General features: G+C 28.1%; 20 protein-coding genes. 6 read left to right on the top strand and 14 right to left on the bottom strand.

Annotated features, from left to right (window positions below):
* Position 1 precedes the first annotated feature (1 nt).
* The 6 genes from sufU to VP91_RS04450 are packed head-to-tail and all read right to left on the bottom strand — an operon-like array spanning position 2 to position 5,537.
* Positions 2-472 carry a Fe-S cluster assembly sulfur transfer protein SufU gene (sufU, locus tag VP91_RS04475; protein WP_169036259.1) on the bottom strand — a complete coding sequence of 157 codons (471 nt, stop codon included), beginning with the start codon at positions 470-472 and terminating at the stop codon, positions 2-4.
* Positions 469-1,689: an aminotransferase class V-fold PLP-dependent enzyme gene (locus VP91_RS04470; RefSeq protein ID WP_169036258.1), complete on the bottom strand. Its 1,221-nt coding sequence runs from the start codon at positions 1,687-1,689 to the stop codon at positions 469-471. Before VP91_RS04470 ends, sufU begins: the two co-directional genes overlap by 4 nt.
* Entirely contained in the window at positions 1,686-2,933 is a 1,248-nt protein-coding gene (sufD, locus tag VP91_RS04465; protein ID WP_169036257.1) for a Fe-S cluster assembly protein SufD, read from the bottom strand. The genes VP91_RS04470 and sufD overlap by 4 nt, the downstream gene beginning before the upstream one ends.
* Complete coding sequence (gene sufC, locus VP91_RS04460; protein ID WP_169036256.1) at positions 2,934-3,668, bottom strand: Fe-S cluster assembly ATPase SufC; 735 nt, start codon at positions 3,666-3,668, stop codon at positions 2,934-2,936.
* Positions 3,668-5,110 (bottom strand): Fe-S cluster assembly protein SufB, encoded by a 1,443-nt coding sequence (sufB, locus tag VP91_RS04455; protein ID WP_169036255.1) that lies wholly within the window; start codon positions 5,108-5,110, stop codon positions 3,668-3,670. The genes sufC and sufB overlap by 1 nt, the downstream gene beginning before the upstream one ends.
* A 1-nt stretch (position 5,111) precedes the next feature.
* The gene (locus tag VP91_RS04450) at positions 5,112-5,537 is read right to left on the bottom strand and encodes an RrF2 family transcriptional regulator (RefSeq protein ID WP_169036254.1); all 426 of its coding nucleotides are present in this window, start codon (positions 5,535-5,537) and stop codon (positions 5,112-5,114) included.
* A 150-nt stretch (positions 5,538-5,687) separates the two neighbouring features.
* On the opposite strand from VP91_RS04450, the gene VP91_RS04445 reads away from it, so the two are divergent.
* Positions 5,688-6,332, top strand: coding sequence for an alpha/beta hydrolase (locus VP91_RS04445; protein ID WP_425305182.1), 645 nt, complete (start codon positions 5,688-5,690; stop codon positions 6,330-6,332).
* Here the strand turns inward: VP91_RS04445 and VP91_RS04440 are convergent.
* Positions 6,329-7,525 (bottom strand): anhydro-N-acetylmuramic acid kinase, encoded by a 1,197-nt coding sequence (locus tag VP91_RS04440; protein WP_169036252.1) that lies wholly within the window; start codon positions 7,523-7,525, stop codon positions 6,329-6,331. The two genes, VP91_RS04445 and VP91_RS04440, sit on opposite strands and share 4 nt — an antisense overlap.
* Before the next feature lie 47 nt (positions 7,526-7,572).
* Between VP91_RS04440 and tyrS the strand changes: the two genes are divergently transcribed.
* On the top strand, positions 7,573-8,802 hold the full coding sequence (gene tyrS / locus VP91_RS04435; RefSeq protein ID WP_169036251.1) for a tyrosine--tRNA ligase: 1,230 nt from the start codon (positions 7,573-7,575) through the stop codon (positions 8,800-8,802).
* Here the strand turns inward: tyrS and VP91_RS04430 are convergent.
* The 3 genes from VP91_RS04430 to VP91_RS04420 form a co-directional block, all read right to left on the bottom strand.
* Positions 8,799-10,997 carry an AsmA-like C-terminal region-containing protein gene (locus VP91_RS04430; RefSeq protein ID WP_211181513.1) on the bottom strand — a complete coding sequence of 733 codons (2,199 nt, stop codon included), beginning with the start codon at positions 10,995-10,997 and terminating at the stop codon, positions 8,799-8,801. The genes tyrS and VP91_RS04430 overlap by 4 nt on opposite strands.
* Positions 10,994-12,089 (bottom strand): peptide chain release factor 2 gene (prfB, locus tag VP91_RS04425; protein ID WP_425305180.1). Its coding sequence is split into 2 segments (ribosomal slippage): positions 10,994-12,019 and positions 12,021-12,089, totalling 1,095 coding nucleotides; the frame shifts between segments, so codons are not numbered across the junction. Before prfB ends, VP91_RS04430 begins: the two co-directional genes overlap by 4 nt.
* Complete coding sequence (locus tag VP91_RS04420; RefSeq protein WP_169036250.1) at positions 12,089-14,422, bottom strand: penicillin-binding protein 1A; 2,334 nt, start codon at positions 14,420-14,422, stop codon at positions 12,089-12,091. The genes prfB and VP91_RS04420 overlap by 1 nt, the downstream gene beginning before the upstream one ends.
* A 100-nt stretch (positions 14,423-14,522) precedes the next feature.
* On the opposite strand from VP91_RS04420, the gene VP91_RS04415 reads away from it, so the two are divergent.
* On the top strand, positions 14,523-16,367 hold the full coding sequence (locus tag VP91_RS04415; protein ID WP_169036249.1) for an Rne/Rng family ribonuclease: 1,845 nt from the start codon (positions 14,523-14,525) through the stop codon (positions 16,365-16,367).
* On the opposite strand, the gene VP91_RS04410 is transcribed toward VP91_RS04415, so the two are convergent.
* Both VP91_RS04410 and thiS read right to left on the bottom strand, forming a co-directional pair.
* Positions 16,364-17,137: a thiazole synthase gene (locus VP91_RS04410; RefSeq protein WP_169036248.1), complete on the bottom strand. Its 774-nt coding sequence runs from the start codon at positions 17,135-17,137 to the stop codon at positions 16,364-16,366. The genes VP91_RS04415 and VP91_RS04410 overlap by 4 nt on opposite strands.
* A gap of 4 nt (positions 17,138-17,141) precedes the next feature.
* Positions 17,142-17,360 carry a sulfur carrier protein ThiS gene (gene thiS, locus VP91_RS04405; protein WP_169036247.1) on the bottom strand — a complete coding sequence of 73 codons (219 nt, stop codon included), beginning with the start codon at positions 17,358-17,360 and terminating at the stop codon, positions 17,142-17,144.
* Positions 17,361-17,376: 16 nt separating this feature from the next.
* Between thiS and aroQ the strand changes: the two genes are divergently transcribed.
* From aroQ to accC, 3 genes are read left to right on the top strand one after another with little or no spacing between them, the layout of a single operon-like run.
* Positions 17,377-17,826: a type II 3-dehydroquinate dehydratase gene (aroQ, locus tag VP91_RS04400; protein ID WP_169036246.1), complete on the top strand. Its 450-nt coding sequence runs from the start codon at positions 17,377-17,379 to the stop codon at positions 17,824-17,826.
* Positions 17,813-18,238 (top strand): acetyl-CoA carboxylase biotin carboxyl carrier protein, encoded by a 426-nt coding sequence (locus tag VP91_RS04395; RefSeq protein ID WP_169036245.1) that lies wholly within the window; start codon positions 17,813-17,815, stop codon positions 18,236-18,238. The genes aroQ and VP91_RS04395 overlap by 14 nt, the downstream gene beginning before the upstream one ends.
* A complete protein-coding gene (gene accC, locus VP91_RS04390; RefSeq protein ID WP_169036244.1) occupies positions 18,238-19,575 on the top strand; it encodes an acetyl-CoA carboxylase biotin carboxylase subunit in 1,338 nt (445 codons plus the stop codon). Before VP91_RS04395 ends, accC begins: the two co-directional genes overlap by 1 nt.
* Here the strand turns inward: accC and VP91_RS04385 are convergent.
* Entirely contained in the window at positions 19,572-19,976 is a 405-nt protein-coding gene (locus VP91_RS04385; RefSeq protein ID WP_169036243.1) for a DUF2155 domain-containing protein, read from the bottom strand. The two genes, accC and VP91_RS04385, sit on opposite strands and share 4 nt — an antisense overlap.
* A complete protein-coding gene (locus tag VP91_RS04380) occupies positions 19,936-20,295 on the bottom strand; it encodes an NADH-ubiquinone oxidoreductase subunit NDUFA12 family protein (RefSeq protein WP_169036242.1) in 360 nt (119 codons plus the stop codon). The genes VP91_RS04385 and VP91_RS04380 overlap by 41 nt, the downstream gene beginning before the upstream one ends.
* Positions 20,296-20,359: the final 64 nt, after the last annotated feature.

Raw genomic sequence — 20,359 nt, 5'->3', positions numbered from 1 at the left:
TTTAATCTAGTTTCTCACTATTAATTTCTTCTTGAGTATTGTCAATTGCAGAAATTAAAGTATGCCATGATAAAGTGGCACATTTTACTCTCATTGGATATTGCTTTACTCCAGATAAACACATTAATTTAGTTTTTTCATCCTCTTTTAAATTTTCTGAATTTAATTTAGGGTTTTCTTTTATCATTCCTAGAAAATCTTCCACAATTTCTTTAGCTTCATGTTCATTCTTTCCTTTAATTAAGTCTGTCATAATTGATGCTGATGCCATTGAGATAGCACAACCACTTCCTTCAAAAGAAATATCTTCTACTATTTTTTGTCCATTAAGTTTTAAATACACATGTACATTATCACCACATAAAGGATTGTGTCCTTTAGCATCTTTATTAAAATTATCAGTCTTACCAAGATTTCTTGGATTTTTACCATGTTCTAATATTATTTCTTGGTACAATTCTTTTAAATTCATTTTTGGTTAAATATTTTTTTACAATTATTTATTGCTTCATTAAGTTTATCTAGATCATTTCTCGTATTATAAACTCCAACAGATGCTCTTGAGCTTGCTGGTATATTTAATTTATCGTGCAGAATTTGACAACAATGATGACCTGCTCTTATTGCAACTCCATCTTCATCTAAGATAGTTGCAACATCATGTGGATGAATACCTTCAATAGTAAAAGATAAAACTCCACCTTTATTTTTAGGGTTTCCAATAAGCTTAACTGAATTATTTTTTTGTAATAGTTCCTGTCCATATTCAATTAAATCAGCTTCATGTTTCACTACATTGTCTATTCCAATTCTTTCTAAAAACTTAATAGATTGATCAAATGCAATGACTTGCGCTGTAGCCATAGTTCCTGCTTCAAATTTATTTGGTAAATTACCATAAGAAATTCTATCTTTTTTAACTTCATTGATCATTCCACCACCACCTTGATACGGTGGTAATTCCTCTAACCATTTCTTCTTACCATATAATACACCTAATCCAGTTGGACCATACATTTTATGACAGGAAATAGCATAAAAATCACAGTCCAAATCTTGCATATCTAATTTTAAATGTGGAGCACCCTGACAACCATCAACCACAACAACTATTCCTTTTGAATGAGCGAGCTCTGTTATTTCTTTAATTGGCAAAATAGCGCCAGTAACATTTGATAAATGTGTAATTGAAATTATCTTGGTCCTAGAAGTAATTTTTTTTTCAATCTCCTCCAATGTAATCTCAATATCATCATTGATTTCAGCAAAATTAATCTTTATTTTTTTTGATTTTCTTAGAAAATGCCATGGTACGTAATTAGAATGATGTTCCAGTTCTGTAATAAGCACTTCATCACCTTCTTGTAAGTAATTTTGTCCCAATGTATTGGCAACTAAATTAAGTGCTTCTGTTGCACCTTTAGTAAAAACAATTTCATTTTTATCTTTAGCATTAATAAACTTTTGAACTGAAGCTCTTGTGTTTTCATATAAATTGGTAGCTGCAACAGCTAGATAATGAACACTTCTCCCTACATTGGAAAATTCTTTAGTATAAAATTCATTAATTCTATCTATTACAACTTTTGGTTTTTGAGAAGAATTTGCACTATCAAGATAAACTAAATCATTATTTTGAATTTTTTCGTCAAAAATAGGAAACTCTTTTTTTATCGTATCTATATTCATTCTTTAACTCCAATCATATTTTTTATCAAATTTTTAATTTCAGAATCTGTTATTTTTTCTATTACATCTAGCAAAAATCCGTTGATTAAAAGTTCTCTTGATTGCTGATAGTTTAATCCCCTAGACATTAAATAAAATATTGAGTCCTCATTTAAACTACCTGATGAAGATCCATGTGAACATTTTACATCATCTGCATAAATTTCTAATTCTGGTTTTGCATTAAATTCGGATGCTTCATTTAACAGAATTGCTTTGCTCAACTGATAACCATCTGTTTTCTGTGCTTCAGAATTAACAAATATTTTACCTTGATATACAGCTTTAGAACTATCATCCAAAACACTTTTTACTAATTGATAACTTTTAGTATTTTCTGTTAAGTGATTTATAGTTGTTCTAATTTCATGATGCCTATCCTTAGAAAGTGAAAAGATACCATTTATAAATGCTGACGAATATTTTCCTTTTAGATTACAATTAATTTCATTTTTACAAAAATTTGATCCTGAAGATAAAATGAATGTTTCTGAAATACTATTTTTTTCTTGCTCAATATTATTAAAAGAATACTTAATATTTTTATTTTCAAATTTATCTATTTTATAATTTTTTAAAACTGCATTTTCTTTTAAATCAAAGCTATAAAAAATATTTAAAAAATTTTTTTCAGAAGTTTCGTTAAATAAATCAATTAGTCTCAGAGAACTACCTTTATCTAGTTCAAAATTTAATCTTAAATTTATATTTTTAGACCAAATTTTTGAGTTAGTTGTATGATAAATAATAAGTGGTTTTGCTAATTGATAACCTCTTTTAACCAGTATTTTAAAAGATTTGTTGGTAAAGGCATTATTTAAATCAGATAAAGAATTATTATTATTAAATTTATTAATAGTTTCTGATTGATCAATTATTTCTATTTGGTCCTTTTTTTCATAGTCAAAATCAATTTTTTCAATTCTGCCATTTATAAAGACTATTTTGTTATGCTCTAATCCATCTACGAATACAGAAGTATCAACTTTGTTAGTAGACATGTAATCACTATAAAAACTTAGGGTTCCAATATTTTTTTTTATTATTTGATTAAGATCAGAGAATTTCCAATCTTCTTCTCTTCTGTTTGGAAATCCTCTACTAATAAAATTATCTAAATAAAATTTTTTTATTTCAATATCTTTTTGAGATAAACTTAAATTTTCAATAGTATTGTCAAAATCTTTTTGTAATTGCTCTTTCATTTAGTGAAAATTTTCATACCCCTTTTTTTCTAATTCTAAGGCTAAGTCTGCACCTCCAGATTTAACAATTTTTCCATTCATTAAAACATGGACATAATCAGGCTTGATGTAATCTAGTAACCTTTGATAATGTGTAATTATTAAAAATGAATTTTTGTCGTCTCTTAAAGTATTCACCCCGTCAGCAACAATTTTTAAAGCATCGATATCTAATCCTGAATCTGTTTCATCTAAAATAGATAATTTTGGAGCTAATAACGACATTTGTAAAATTTCATTTTTCTTTTTTTCTCCACCTGAAAAACCAACATTTAATTGTCGATTTAATTTCTCCTCATCAAATTTAAGTTCTTTCGCTTTTTTCTTCACAAGTTTTAAAAATTCTATAGCATCAAGCTCTTTTTCACCTCTTGCTTTCCTTACTGCATTTAACGATGTCTTTAAAAATATATTTGTATTAACTCCTGGTATCTCCAACGGATATTGAAAAGCTAAGAAGATACCTTTGTGTGCTCTTTCTTCTGTTTCAAGTTCAAATAAATCTTTTTCTTCAAAAAGAACTTCTCCTGAGACTTTATAGCCTTTTTTCCCAGATAAAATATTTGATAATGTGCTTTTACCAGATCCATTTGGGCCCATAATAGCATGAACCTCTCCAGGATTTATATTAAGTGAAAATTCTTTTAAGATCTCTTTATTATCAATTTTTGCGTTTAATTTATTTATTTTTAACATTATCCAACGCTTCCTTCTAAACTGATACCAACAAGCTTTTGAGCTTCAACTGCAAATTCCATAGGTAATTGTTGTAGTACTTCTTTGCAGAATCCATTTACTATTAACCCAACTGCTTCTTCTTGGCTTAAGCCTCTTTGCTGGCAATAATGTAATTGTTCTTCACTTATTTTTGAAGTTGTAGCTTCATGAGCAATATTAGACTCAGAGTTTTTATTCTTGATGTACGGAACCGTATGTGCTCCACATTTGTTACCCATTAATAACGAGTCACATTGGGTATAATTGTTAGAATTTGAAGCTTTTGAAGAAATATCAACAAGCCCTCTATAAGTCATATCTGAAAATCCTGCGCTTATTCCTTTTGAAATAATTTTACTCTTAGTGTTTTTGCCTAAATGGATCATTTTTGTACCTGTGTCAGCTTTTTGATGATTATTTGTAATTGCTATAGAGTAAAATTCTCCAACAGAATTATCTCCTTTTAAAATGCAACTTGGATATTTCCAGGTAATAGCAGAACCCGTTTCTACTTGTGTCCATGAAATTTTAGAATTCTTGCCTTTACATAAACCACGTTTAGTAACAAAATTATATATTCCACCTTTTCCATCTTTGTCTCCTGGGTACCAATTTTGTACTGTCGAATATTTTATTTCAGCATCATCTAGTGCTATCAACTCTACATTAGCAGCATGTAATTGATTTTCATCTCTCATTGGGGCTGTACAACCTTCTAGGTAACTTACATAACTTCCTTTATCTGCAACAATCAAGGTTCTTTCAAACTGACCTGTATTTGAAGCATTTATTCTGAAGTAAGTTGATAATTCCATTGGACATCTTACTCCTTCTGGTATGTAGGCAAATGAACCATCAGTAAAAACAGCAGAATTAAGAGTTGCAAAAAAATGATCTGTTATAGGAATTACAGATCCTAAATATTTCTTAACTAGTTCAGGATGATTTTGAATAGCTTCTGATATAGGACAGAAAATAATTCCTAACTTAGATAATTCCTCTCTAAAAGTTGTGGCAACTGAGACTGAGTCAAATACAGCATCTACAGCAATACCATTTAACCTTGCTTGTTCTTGAAGAGGAATACCAAGTTTTTTATATGTTTCTAAAAGTTTTGGGTCCAATTCGTCTAAACTTTTGGGTTTATCATCCATACTTTTGGGTGCTGAATAATAGTATAAATTCTGATAATCTATCTTTGGATATTTTGGTTTTTGCCAATCAGGTTCTTTTAATTGTTTGAATCTTTCGAATGCTTTTAATCTAAAATCAAGCATCCACTTAGGTTCCTTTTTAATATTTGAAATAAATTTAATCACATCTTCATTTAAACCTTTAGGTGCTCTTGTGTTTTCAATATCAGTTGAAAACCCATACTTATAATCTTTTAATTTTTCTATTTCTTTTTCTCTTGTATCCATTTTAATTTCTACTTTCTGAAGAATTGTCTATTAGATCATTTAAATTTTTTTGTTCAAAAAAAAGATTTATATGAACTTCTAACTCATCCCATAAATTGTGAGTAATACATTTCGATGTTTTGCTATTGCATCCTTTTTTTGAATCTTTCTTACATTGAACAGTTTTCACTTCCTCATCTACGGCATTAAGAATGTTTGCTAATTTAATTTCAACAGGTTGTTTATTTAAAATATATCCACCATGAGTTCCTCTAATACTTTTGACTATGCTGTGCTTTTTTAATTTTGAAAATATTTGTTCAAGAAAATCTAAAGATATACCTTGTCTTAATGATATATCTCTTAAAGATACTGGATTAACGCTATTAAACTTAGCTAAGTCTGCTAAAGCCATTACGGCATATCTACCTTTAGATGTTAATTTCATATTTACCCTTATATAAGAGGCCTTTTTATACAAACTTGACTAATTTAGTCAAGTTTACAATTAATAAAAAAATTAACATATTGTCGCTCAGTTATGGTAGATGTAGTTTTTTTTTGAGAATAATAATCAATAACACTTATGGATAACAAGATTGTAGAAGTTTTTATACCTGGTCCAGCTGGCAGGATGGAGGCTAAATATTATAAAAGTGATAAGATAACATCACCGATAGCCTTAGTATTACAGCCTCATCCTCAGTATGGCGGAACAATGAACAATAAAGTTGTGGTGGACACTTTTCATACATTTATGGAAAATCAATTTTCAGTTTGCAGAGTAAATTTTAGAGGTGTAGGTAAAAGTGATGGTGAGTTTGATAATGGTCAAGGTGAATTAGCAGATGCAGCTGCTGCATTGGATTGGTTAGAAAGAGAAAATTTTGATAATTCTCAATGTTGGGTCTCAGGATTTTCTTTTGGTTCACTAATAGCTATGCAATTACTTATGAGAAGACCTGAGATAAATAGATTTATAGCTATATCTCCTCAACCAAATGTATATGATTTTTCATTCTTATCACCTTGTCCAACATCAGGTTTGATGATCTATGGAAAAAAAGATGAATTAGTTCCATTGGAGTATATTGTTGATCTTGATAAGAAATTAAGTGCTCAAAAAGGAATTAAAGTTGATTTTCAAGCAGTTAATGATGCTAATCATTTTTTTAAAAATACTGAAGATAATTTAATGAAAAATTTAGATAAGTATATTAAAAAAGAATCAGCATTATTTTAATAATTTTTAACTATCACTCCACCTGTAGTTTGTTTTTTACATCCGGTAGTATTTGGATATGAAATGGGTAAATCCAAATAAGATCTAATTGCTAAATAAGCAAAAGCTTGAGACTCTATAAAATCTCCATTTAAGCCCTGTCTATCAATCAACATTAGTTCTCTAATATTCAAATTGTCTTTTAACTTATCCATTAAATATTTATTTTTTCTACCTCCTCCACAAACTAAACATGTGGTCTTATTTAAAACATTAAGACTAGGATTATTATTTTTTGACATAAATTTAATTAAACCCTCTCCAATTAGTTTTGCTGTCAAGTGTGTTAAAGTAGCTGCACCATCTTCTAAGGAAAGGCCTCTTACAAATGAAATATCAAAATCTTTTACATCAAGAGATTTATTTGTAAAATTATCTAAATCTAAAAAATTATCTACAGCTTGATTGAAAATTAATTCATTTACTTTTCCTGATTTAGCTATCAGACCATCTTTATCAAATCTATATTTTGAATTTTTTCTTATCCATTCATCAATCAAACAGTTGCCTGGACCGATATCTTCAGCAAATAAATTATGATCTTTTCTAGATTTTGTTATATCATTATCGATAATATCTCCATTTGGATAAAACATTGAAACACTTGTTGCATTGGAAATCCCACCAATATTTAAAACTATTATTGGCCAGCTATTTAGATCGATATTTCTAATTAAATTTTGGTGAAAAATTGGAGTTAAAGGTGCTCCCTGACCACCATTTTCTAAATCATTTTGTCTAAAATTATAAACTACTTTTTTTTTTGTTAGTTGAGATAAAAGCTTTCCATTGCCTAATTGAACTGAAATTTTTTCATCTGCATTATGAAATATTGTCTGACCATGAAATCCTATGATATCCAGCTCAAATTTAGGCTGTAATTTAATCATTTGGTTCACTATCTTTGCGTGAAATAAAGTAATTTCTTTTTCAATTAAATTAAGCTCATTAGAATAATTCTTTAGATCTTTTGAATTAGTTATTTTATCCCTTAAATTTGTTAATTTTTGATAAAGATCTTTGTCATATTCGAAGTATTGGTTCTCTAGGCTATTGGTAGGACCTTTGTCACCATCAGATATAATCGTTGATGCATCTACTCCATCCATTGATGTACCGCTCATTAGTCCTAAAGCTATATAATTTTTTTCCATTCTTATTTTTTTTTATAAAAATTTGTATATTGTACGACCTTATACTTATGAATAAATTTTTAAAAGAATTTAAAGATAGAGGCTTCTTCTATCAATGTACCAGTGAAGATGAATTATCTAAATTATTAGATAAACAAAAAATTAATGGTTATATAGGTTTTGATTGTACGGCTGAAAGTCTTCATGTTGGAAGCTTGCTACAAATAATGTGTTTAAGACTTCTTCAAAAACATGGGCATAGACCCATCGTACTATTAGGAGGTGGCACTACTAGAATTGGCGATCCTTCTGGCAAAGATAAAACGAGAACCATATTAAATGAAGAAGAAATTGAAAAAAATATTAGAAATATAGAAAAAATATTAAAAAATTTTTTAGATATTAAAGATCCAAAAACAAAACCAATTTTTGTAAATAATTACACTTGGCTCAAAAATTTAAATTATATTTCTTTTTTGAGAGATATTGGAAAACATTTTACGATAAATAAAATGTTAAGTTTTGACAGTGTTAAAATAAGATTAGATAGAGAACAGTCATTAAGTTATATGGAGTTTAATTATATGATCCTTCAAGCTTATGATTTTTTAGAATTAAATAAAAAAGAAAATTGTGTTTTGCAAATGGGTGGATCTGATCAATGGGGTAACATTGTGAATGGTGTTGACTTAATAAAAAGACATTCAAATAAGCAGGCTTTTGGTTTAACAACACCATTAATAACACTGGCATCTGGGGCTAAAATGGGGAAAACAGTATCTGGCGCTGTATGGCTAGATAAAAGATTTCTTTCTTCTTATGATTATTGGCAATTTTGGAGAAACATAGATGACAGAGATGTACTAAAGTTTATTAAGATTTTTACCGACATAAATATAAGTGAAATTGAAAAAATAAAAAATAATAATATTAATGAATTAAAAATTCTATTAGCTAATAAGGCAACAGAAATGCTGCACGGTGAAAAAGAAGCTAAAAAAAGTGAAGAAACAGCAAAACAAACTTTTTCTAATAATTCAATGGGGGGAAATTTACCCTTTATCTCAATTGACGAAAAAGAACTTAAAACTAAAGTAACTATTATAGATTTAATAATCTTATCTAAATTAGAAAATTCTAAAAGTGAGATTAAAAGACTAATTAAAGGAAGTGGGATTAAAATAAATAATCAAGTTATTGCTGACGAAAAACTGATAATTACTAAGGATCACTTTCAAGATAATTTAATCAAACTTTCTTTAGGTAAAAAAAGACATATTAAAGTAAAACTAATTTAATTCTTTTTGATCTTTTCTAAAGTTCTAGTTATAAATCGTGGGGTTAAAGTCTTGATAGGATTAACAGAAGTTTTAAGGTCTTTCGGTGATCCTTTAATTTTAAAACTAACACCAAAAACACCTTCTCCACTCTTATCACCAACTAAAATTTTTCCCAATAAAGGAATAGCAGCTATCGTTCTATTTATCGTTGTAGCTGGTACTAAGGTTCCTCTCAAACTAATTAGGTTTTTTTTTTGAATATATCCATCAATTAAAATAGAAACAGCGGGTCCAATTGCATATACTTCCTCAATAGTTGTAAGATTATTTTGATTTGAAAAATTCATTTCAAAATTATTAAATCTTATACCTTCACCTGTTAAAAGGTCAGCTATACCCTGTAGTGATGCCAAACTTAATAGTTTTGCTAACACTGGAACTTCTTGGACTTTAAAATTTTCAATAGTTAATACTGAGTTGGATTTATTTCCTTTTTTTGTGGAATAAAAATTTAACTTTCCTTCTTCAAATCCTTTAATAAAATCATACCTTTCAACTAAAGGTTTCGGGTAAGATGAAAATAAACTTGTTACTATTTCTGCTTTGTTATTAGTTTTGATAGATAGACTTATTTTTTTTTTATTTGGAAAAGTTGACTCTAATATAAGATTATTAACTTTGTTATTATCATAAACCATATTTCCATTAAGACCATTTAAATAATTAACTTCATCTATATAAGTTTTATCAATTTTTACCGTAATTTTAGAATTTAAATTCTCAAAAATAAATAGAGTATCATTATCACTATCTAAAATATCATTAATCATTCTAGAAGCGTCAAAACTTTCTCCTTCAATAATAAAATTTGATTCATTTTTCTTTAACACAAGGTTATTTATAATTTTTTTTTCATTTTTATAGTTAATGCTAAAATTTTCGATATCTATAATTTTAAAATTTTCATTTAACATTAAATTTTTTATTAAAATTTCATTATTATTTTCTTTTAGACTAATTTGATCAAAATTTAGCTGATTATTTTTTTTGAAATTTCCTTTTATCAAAAGTAAAGAATTTGAACCTTCTTTTTTTTCATAATCTAAAAAATCTATTTGTAACGAATTATTCTTAAGAAATATTTTGGAATTAAAAAAAAAATTACTTTTATCTTTTTTCATTTCGTAAGATAAGTTATCTAATTTTTTTTCTAATAAAATATTTCCATTCCCTTTTATGTTAAATTTTTCTTTTTGATAATTAATATCAATCTTATGGTCTGTTAGTTCTACTTCATTAACATAACTTGGAAAAAAACGATTTAATTTTAATTTTTTTTCATTAAAAACAAGCTGTTTTAAAGTAACAGTAGACTGAACCTTAAGGTTATCAAATTTTAATTTTTTACTTATATTAAAAGAAAAATTATTGTTTGAACTAAATATAATTTTTTTTATATCTATATCTGCAGACAGGATAGAAAAAAATGGTTTTAGTTTTTTAATATCAAAGTTTTTTTCCTCATTTAAAAATTTGCCATTTACAAAAAATCCATTTTTTTTTTCTTGTATTTCAATTATTGGAGAAATTATTTTTATATCATTGAGTTTCATTTCTACTTTTTTTAAGGAGTAAATGTTTTTATTGATATAGAAGTTAAAATTTAAATTTTGTAATTTAAATTGATTCAAAACACTTAATTTTGCTTTTTTTATATATCCCTCAATTTCATAATTTTCTTTAATTTTTCCTTCTTCATCAAAGTTTAAAATGACATTTGCTGCTATAGATCCATCCTTGATGATTTTATTTAAAACAAAAAGTTCTGTTGTGTTCTTTAATACTCTACCTAATGCAATTGCATCATTAATTTTAATTTCTTTTGTTTTTAAATGTAAATGATCAACTAAAAATTGACCTTTAATTAAAGATTTTAAAGCTATGTTTGTTTGAATATTTTTTATTTCAAAATTTCTTCCATCCAATGATAGCTGGGGATTTTTAGTTTCAATTATCACTTTAAAACTATATGGGTTTAATGAATATTTAACGTCTTTTATGTTTAGGTTGATTTTTTCATTTTTTTTTAAAATTTGCTTAACAATTTGATTGTTAAATTTATCTGTTTTTATACCAAAAATACTTAAATATAAAATTACAAGAAGTAAAATTAAAATTATTACTGATAAAATTTTAATTATTTTTTTTATCATTTTATTTTATATAACGAACTTTCTAGAAAATCGTCTATGTCACCATCCAATACTTTATCAGGGTTTGAACTTTCAAAATTAGTACGATTATCTTTAACCATTCTATAAGGATGAAGAACGTAAGATCTTATTTGATGTCCCCATCCTATATCTGATTTAGAAGACTCTACAGTTAGATTTTTTTGCTCTCTTTTTTTTATTTCAAAATCATAAAGTCTAGCTCTAAGCATATTCATACAAGTTTCTTTATTTTTATGTTGTGACCTTTCGTTTTGACATTGAACAACAATTTTTGATGGAATATGTGTAATTCTAACAGCACTGTCTGTTGTATTAACGTGTTGACCCCCTGCTCCACTCGATCTATATGTGTCGATCCTTAAATCTTTTTCTATAATCTCAATATCTATATTTTCATCTACAACAGGATAAATCCATACACTTGCAAAACTTGTGTGTCGCCTTGCTCCTGAGTCAAATGGAGAAATCCTTACTAGCCTATGTATACCAGACTCAGATTTAAGCCATCCAAAAACGTAATCCCCCACAATTTTTATTGTTGTTGATTTTATTCCAGCCTCATCTCCCTTGTGCTCACTTATCAACTGTGATTTAAAACCTTTTATAACAGACCATTTCATATACATCCTTCTTAACATTTCGGCCCAATCCTGACTTTCTGTTCCTCCTGCACCAGCATGAATTTCTATATAGCTGTCCAAACTATCAGATTCATTTGATAAGAAGCACTTTGTTTCATTTTTTTTAGCTTCCTTTTTAAGACTTTTTATATTTTTTAAAACTTCTGTGATGATTGCTTGGTTATTTTCTTCTAAAGCCAGTTCATTTAGCTCGTGTAAATCTAATAAAGATTTAACAGAATTATCATATGCATTTATCAATTCTTCATATAACTTTTTTTCTTTAATTATTTTTTGGGAATTTGTCTTATCTTGCCAGAAATTATTCTCTAGCATTTTTTGATTATTATTTTTTAATTTTAAATAAATATCATTCTCTTCAAAGATACTCCTTGACTCTTTGATTTATTTTTTTAATTTCAGACCTTTGATTTAAATATTCATTTTCCATTAATAAAACTTTAATATATTATTATTTTTTAATCTATTACTAATATCTTGATTTAATATGTTATTATTTTTAACATTTTTATAAGCCTCTATTATAGTAGAATTACTATCTGTAAGTGCTTTTTCACCTGTTATCGGGTCAATAACTCTAAGCAAAATACCATCAGCAACTTTAAAGGGTCTTGCGTCTTCTTTTTTAACCGCATCTTTTATAAAATTTTTGAAAATTGGCAACGCTGTTTTTGCTCCTGTTTCATACTTTCCTAATGACATTGGATTATCTGATCCAACATATACGCCTATTGCAAGCTTGGAAGTAAACCCTATGAACCATGTATCTGTATTACTATTAGTAGTCCCTGTTTTTCCAGCCAAGTCTAAATTGAGATTTTTTAAATTTTTTCCTGTTCCATTTTGCACAGTCCCTTCCAATATTGAAGTCATCTGATAAGCTGTTTGAGCAGAAAAAATCTGGGGAAATTTATCTTCTATCTCAGGATAATTTTTATTTAAAAAAGATATTTGATCACAATTTATACATTTTCTTTTTTCATTGTTAAAAATGGTATTCCCTTCACTATCTTGAATTCTATCAATCATTATTGGTTTTACTAACTTACCACCATTGACAAAAGATGAATAAGCAGACGTAAGTTTTAACAATGTTGTTTCTGCTGACCCTAGCGATATTGATAAAAGCTCGCTAGGATTTTCATAAATACCCAATTGTTTTGAAAAATTAACTATTTTTTTTAAACCAAGATTTTGAGCTATCCTAACTGTCATCAAGTTTCTAGATTTTTCTAATCCCATTCTTAAAGTGGAAGGACCATAAAACTTTTTTCCATAGTTTTCTGGCTTCCACATTTTTAAGTCTGTACCTTGTTCTAAAACTAGCGGAGCATCTAAAATTAAAGTTGATGGGGTGTAACCGTTTTCAAGTGCTAGAGCATAAATAAATGGTTTAAATGCAGAGCCAGGTTGTCTCAATGCTTGCGTCGCTCTATTAAATTCACTTTTTCGAAAACTAAACCCTCCACTTAATGCCAAAACTCTTCCTGTAAATGGGTCCATCACAACTATACCTCCGTTCACGATAGGCAGTTGTCTCAAAGCAAATACATTGTTGTTTATTTTTTCTACATAGATTACATCCCCAACTTCTAGTATGTCTTTAAATTCTTTTTTGATCCAAGAAATATTTTCATATTGAATAATACCATTAGACTCATTCTCAGTTTCAATTTCTATAGAAAATTTATCAATCTTTTTTACTATTGCTAAATTCCAGTTAATTGATTTTTCTAATTTTAATTTTCCTATCTGATCTTTCCAATTTTTTAAATTTTTTTTTTTTAACAGCGGTCCACGCCATCCTTTTCTTTTATCATAACTTATTAAACCTTTTCTTAGAGATTTAATGGCAATTTTTTGTAAACTTAAATTAATTGGTGTACTTATATTCAATCCCTCTTTATAAACTTTATCAAAGCCTAATTGATTAACCACATCTTTTCTAATGTCTTCAACATAATAACTGGTGTCTTCAGCAAGATTTTTTTTTCGTTTTTTTAATATTATTTTTTTATTAATAAATTTTTCATATTCAATTTTTTTTATATAGTTATTTTCATATAAATTTTTTAAAACTAGGTCTCTTCTAAACTTAGCAAGTCCTATATCTTTATAGGGATTGTATCTGCTTGGTGCTTTTGGTAATGCGGCTAATAATGCAGCCTCATCATAATTCAATTCACTGATGGATTTATCAAAATACTCTAAACTTGCAGATGCCACTCCATAAGCTCCTCCTCCAAGATAAATTTGATTTAGATATAATTCTAATATTCTTTCTTTTGAAAGAGCTCTTTCTATTCTGAATGCTAAGATTGCTTCTTTTATTTTTCTATTTAAACTTACCTCATTTGTTAATAAAAAATTTTTTGCTACTTGCTGAGTTATAGTTGAAGCTCCTTCTAACCTTTTTGAAGATACAATATTTGATATATTATTTATTACAGCTCTTAATACTCCCTTCGCATCAACTCCAGGGTGAGAGTAAAAATTTTTGTCTTCAGCAGATAAGAAGGATTTTATTACTTTTTCTGATATCGCATTGTAGGGAACAAAAATTCTTTTCTCAGTTGAAAAATCATTCACTAATTCTCCATTACCTGAATAAACTTTACTTGAAACTGCTGGTTTATAATTTTTGAGAAATTTATAATCTGGTAAATTATTAGAAAAAGCCCATAAAATGGCTAATATAAAAAATGCGCTTAGTAAACTAAAGCTTAAAACTAGTATAAATATTTTTTTAATAATTTGATACATTTTAGTTTAATATACACCTGAATTTGTTAAAGTTAAGGCACCAGAATTAAAACAAAATTTAAAATTATTTAAATACAATGAAACAACTAATCAAAAATATATGGAAAAAAATTTATATATCGATGCATCGCATCCTAATGAAACTAGAGTCGTTCTTAAATCAGGCGATAATATTGAAGACTATGAATACGAAGGTGTAAAAAATAACTTAATCAAGAACAACATATATCTTGGAAAAGTTAGTCGTGTAGAGCCATCCTTACAAGCTGCTTTTATAGATTTTGGAAGAGAAAGACATGGTTTTTTATCTTTCAATGATATCCAGTCTGACTATTACCAAATTCCTCAAAGTGATTTAATTAAGATAAAAGAAGAAGAGGAGAGAGAAAGAGAAGAGCTTTTAAAAGAAAGTGAAAAAGAAGAGCAGAAAGATATTAACGAGGGTAATCTGGATGGTAATGATCCAGTTGAAATTAAAGTCCAACCTGAAATAGACTCTATTACACCTGGAGAATCAATAATAACTGATGAGCTTTTGTCCAAAGATAATACAAATAAAGTGACTCAGGTTGCTGAAATTAAAAAATCAACACCCAGGTTAAGATCTAGAAGATACAAAATACAAGAAGTTATAAAGCCCAATCAAGTAATTTTGATCCAAGTATTGAAAGATGAAAGAGGTCAAAAAGGAGCTGCTTTAAGTACTTTTATTTCTATTGCAGGAAAATATATTGTGCTGATGCCCAATACGCCGAAAGGTGGAGGAATATCTCGTAAAATTTTTAATCCAGGAGAAAGAAAAAAAATTAGGACTATTTTAAATGATATAACTATACCAAAAGAAATGGGCCTTATTGTTAGAACTGCTGGATCTAATAAGACTAAAAATGAAATAGACCATGACCTCCAAACATTAATAAAAACTTGGAATGGAATTAAAGAAACTGCTTTAAATTCTATTGCACCATCCTTAATACATCAGGAAAGTGATATCATAAAAAGAACTTTGAGAGACTTGTATGATGAAGATACTAATAACATAATTATCGAAGGTAATGAAGGATATAAAAAAGCACAAAGTTTCATGAAATTAATGATGCCCTCTCATGTAAAGAAAATAAAAAAATATAGAGAAAAAGTTCCTTTATTTTTTAAAGAAAATATAGAAGACAAATTAAACCAAATCTATGAAACAGAAATTAAATTAAAATCTGGCGGATATCTAGTAATCAATCCAACAGAAGCATTAGTTTCAATCGATATAAACTCTGGAAGCTCAATAAAACAAAAAAATGTTGAGAATACAGCCTTAGATACTAATCTTGAAGCAGCAGAGGAAATATCAAGACAAATTAAAATTAGAGATTTATCTGGCTTAATAATAATTGACTTCATTGATATGTTGAGCTTTGGAAATAGAAGGTTAGTTGAGAGAAAGCTCAAAGAAAAATGTAGAACTGATAGAGCAAGAATTCAAATAGGAAGAATTAGTACTTTTGGCCTATTAGAAATGTCAAGGCAAAGGCTTCGGGAAAGTGCTGTAAAGTGGAAAGTTACTCTCACAGATGAGTCTTTTGCCATGAAAGTTCTTAAATTAGTTGAAGTCAAAGCAGTTTTAACGAAAGCTAAATTCGTTGAATTGAAAATTTGTGAAAAAATATCAGACTTCATGAAAGAAAATTTCATTGAAGATTTGAAATATTTTGAAGAAAAAAACTCGATTAAAATAGATATTATTTCAGATAATTCTCTTGTTATTCCAGAGTACATAATTGATTTACAAAATAAGACTAAAAAAACAATTGAAACCTTAGAGCATCTAGAAAAGCTAAAAAATTTAGAAGAAAAAAAAAAAGAAGATAAATATGCAGAAAAACCAAATAAAAAAAAGCTTTATAAAAAGAAAACTTATAAAAAAAAATTTTTTAAGAAACCTGCTGCTTAAATAATTCCAGTTGTTGGTGAGGATGCGCTCCCATATATAGATTTTTCTATACGTCCCGCTAAAAAGGATTGTCTTCCAGCAGTAACTGCATTTTTAAAAGCTAACGCCATTTCAAATGGTTTTTTAGCTTTAGCAATTGCTGTATTAGCCAAAACTCCATCACAACCCAGCTCCATTGCAATAGCTGCATCTGAGGCTTGACCTAAACCAGCATCAATTATTAAAGGAAGTTTTGTTTGACTTCTTATAATTTTAATATTTGTTGTATTTTGAATTCCAAGTCCTGACCCTATAGGTGCAGCTAAAGGCATAATCGCACAGGCTCCAACATTTTCTAATCTCTTAGCCATCAACGGGTCATCACTGCAATATACCATTACTTTAAATCCTTCTTTAGATAAAACCTCGGTAGACTTTAAAGTTTCAATCATATCAGGAAATAAGTTTTTTTTATCTCCTAAAACTTCAAGTTTTACTAATTTCCATCCACCAATCTCTCTTGCCAACCTTAATGTTCTAAGTGCTTCTTTGGAATTAAAACACCCAGCTGTATTTGGAAGGTAGGTAATTTTTTTTGGATCTATATAGTCCATAAGTAAGGGTTTTTTTTTATCTGAGATATTAACTCTCCTTACAGCTACAGTTACTATTTCAGCACCAGATAACTTTATGGCTTTTGCACATTCTGACATGCTTTGATATTTTCCAGTACCTACTATTAGTCTAGAATCAAATTTTTTTTTAGCTACTATTAATTTATCTTTATTCATTTTTTTAACCACCTCCAATAAAATGAACAATTTCTATTTTATCATTTTTTTTCAGTTTTATTTTATTTGTTTTATTTTTATCTATTATTTCCTGATTTAATTCAATTGCTACTTTTTTTACAGGAATTTTTAGTTCTTTTAGAAAAAATGAGAGGCTTAAATTTTCATTTATTATCAAAATTTTACCATTTATCTTGATTTTTATTTTTTTTATTTTTTTCATAATGTATAAGAGTCTAATGAGCAAAAATATAATAATTATTAATGGTCCTAACCTTAATCTATTAGGTAAAAGAGAACAATCACAATATGGATCAATAACTTTTGAAAAATTGAAAGAAAATTGTTTAAACAAAGCCAAAGAATTGAAAATTAATTTAAATTTTTATCAATCAAATGTAGAGGGTGAATTAATTACAGCTATACAAAAAGCTAAAGAAAAGTTTGATGGCATAATCATTAATGCAGCTGGCTTTACTCACACATCTGTTGCTATTAGGGATGCTCTAGATATTTACAAGAAACCAATTATTGAACTTCACATATCAAATATATATAAAAGAGAGGAATTTAGACACAAATCTTTAATCAGCGATGTTGCAACTGGTGGGATTTTTGGTTTAGGTGATAATGGTTATATTTTGGCCATAATTGCAATGCAAAAGATGCTAGAAAATGAAAATAGATAAAAAATTAATTAAAGAATTAAATGACTACTTAAATGAGTTTAATTTAACTGAGATTGAATACACTAATAAAGATACAAAAATAAAAGTATCAAAATCAAATATTTCTAACTCAAATAAAGTTTTAAGTGTCGCGACATCTCCTTCAACTTCTATAAAAGAAATACCTAAGAATGAAACTGGAACTGAAGTTAAGTCTCCTATCATAGGTACTGCTTATCACTCACCAGAGCCCGGAGCTAAAAAATTTTCTGAAGTTGGAAAAAAAATTAAAAAGGGTGAAACAATTATGATAGTTGAGGCTATGAAAACTATGAATCATGTTCCTTCTACAGTGGATGGAATAATTAAAGAAATTTGTGTAGAAGATGGCCAACCAGTTGAGTATGGTCAAACTATTATTATCGTTGAATAATGTTTAAAAAAATTCTAATTGCAAACCGTGGGGAGATTGCAGTCAGAGTTATACGTGCGTGTAAAGAATGGGGAATAGCAACAGTTGCTGTTCATTCTGATGTCGATAGAGATAGTATGCATGTAAGACTTGCAGATGAAAGTATTTGCATTGGCTCACATCAACCAGCAAATAGTTATTTAAATGTGCCAGCATTAATGTCTGCGATTGAGCTTACAAAAGCAGAGGCAGTTCATCCTGGATATGGTTTTTTGTCTGAAAATGCAAATTTTGCTGAAGTATTAGAGAAAAATAATATTAAATTTATTGGTGCATCTTCAAAGCTCATAGAAATGATGGGAGATAAAATTCAAGCAAAAAAAATTGCCAAAGAACACGGTTTACCAGTTATTGAGGGTTCAGAAGGTGGTATAACAGACATAGAGTCAGCTAAAGAAATTTGTAAAAAGATAGGTTTTCCAGTTTTAATAAAGGCATCCGCTGGTGGTGGTGGCAAGGGAATGAAAATTGTCCACAAAGAAGAGGAATTTGAAACATTATTTTCAACAGCAAAATCCGAGGCAAAAAAATATTTTGGTAATGATGAGATATACATTGAAAAATTTTTTCAAAACCCAAGACATATTGAAGTTCAAGTGTTATCTGGAAAAAACAGAACTGTTCATTTACATGAAAGAGATTGTTCTGTTCAAAGGAGACATCAAAAATTGATAGAAGAAACCCCTAGCCCAATTTTAACAGATCCAATTAGAAAAGATCTTTTTGAAAGAACAGTAAATATGGTTAGCAAAATTGGCTATGAGGGTGCCGGAACAGTAGAATTTATTTATGAAGATGGAAAATTTTATTTTTTAGAAATGAACACACGGGTTCAAGTAGAGCATCCAGTTACAGAAATGGTTACTGGTATTGATATAATTAAAGAGCAAATTTGGATAGCCTACACTGGTGAAACAGCACTTAAACAAAGTGATATTAACCCAAGAGGACATGCAATTGAATGTAGAATTAATGCTGAGGATGCAAGTAGAAATTTTCAACCCTCTCCTGGAACTATAGGTATGTGTCATCAGCCATCTGGTTTTAGAACAAGGGTAGATGGAGCAATTTATCAAGGCTATAAAGTTACTCCTTACTATGACAGTATGGTTTGTAAAGTGATTACTCATGGAAGAAATAGAACAGAAGCAATTCAAAGAATGAATCGCTCTTTAGATGAGTTTGTAATTGAAGGCATCACTACAACAATACCACTTCATAAAATCTTACTTAACCATAAAAAATTTGTTGATTCTGATTTTAATGTGAGTTGGTTAGATAATGAAAAAGTTATTTAATAACATTTAGTCAACCAAATATCATAAACGGGGTGATCAAATGGATTGATTGCTGGACTAGACGAAAAAGTCCATCCATTAAATATAAATACTTCGTCGTTGTCTTTATTTGTTAAATCTTTGACTTGAATATACGCGGTTATTTCTGGGTTATCATCAAATTCTGAATTTTTGCATTTAAGACTTTTTATCAATAAATTTTTAAATATTTTTTCTTTTCCAATTTTTAGTTTTAAGAGATTTGTTTTTGAGCTAACTTTATCTAAAACTTTTATTTCGATAAATAGACCTTCTATATTTTCTGAGGAATAAATTTTAGATGCAATAATCGTAAAAAAAAATATTAAAATTATTATGAAATTAACTTTTCCAACTACTATATTTTTTTTTGATTTGTTCATTGTTTTTATTTGGGTGATAAGCGTTTTCTGTACCTGTTTGATTTGATTGATGAGGCTTCTGCCAATCATATTTTTTAAATTGATGCATCATTTCAATTTTATTTTTAGTAAAGTGAATCCATGAATACCATTCATTTGGAATTTTTGAAGCATCAATTTCACCACCGTAAATAACCCATCTTTTTCCATCTTTGCTCTCATAGTACTTGTTGCCAAAAGAGTCACTTCCTACAAGTCTTCCATAAAATAAGGTTTTTAATTTAGTTCCAAGAGTCTCTTGATTCCACCAAATGAAAATTTTTTTTAAAAGTGTCAACATATAATTTTGCTTATTCTTCAATCTTAAATTGTATAATTTAGATTAGACTAAAGTAAGTAATTGT

The sequence above is a fragment of the Candidatus Pelagibacter communis genome, from assembly GCF_012932795.1.
GTDB lineage: Bacteria > Pseudomonadota > Alphaproteobacteria > Pelagibacterales > Pelagibacteraceae > Pelagibacter > Pelagibacter ubique_S.
This window is presented reverse-complemented; position numbering and strand designations above follow the sequence as displayed.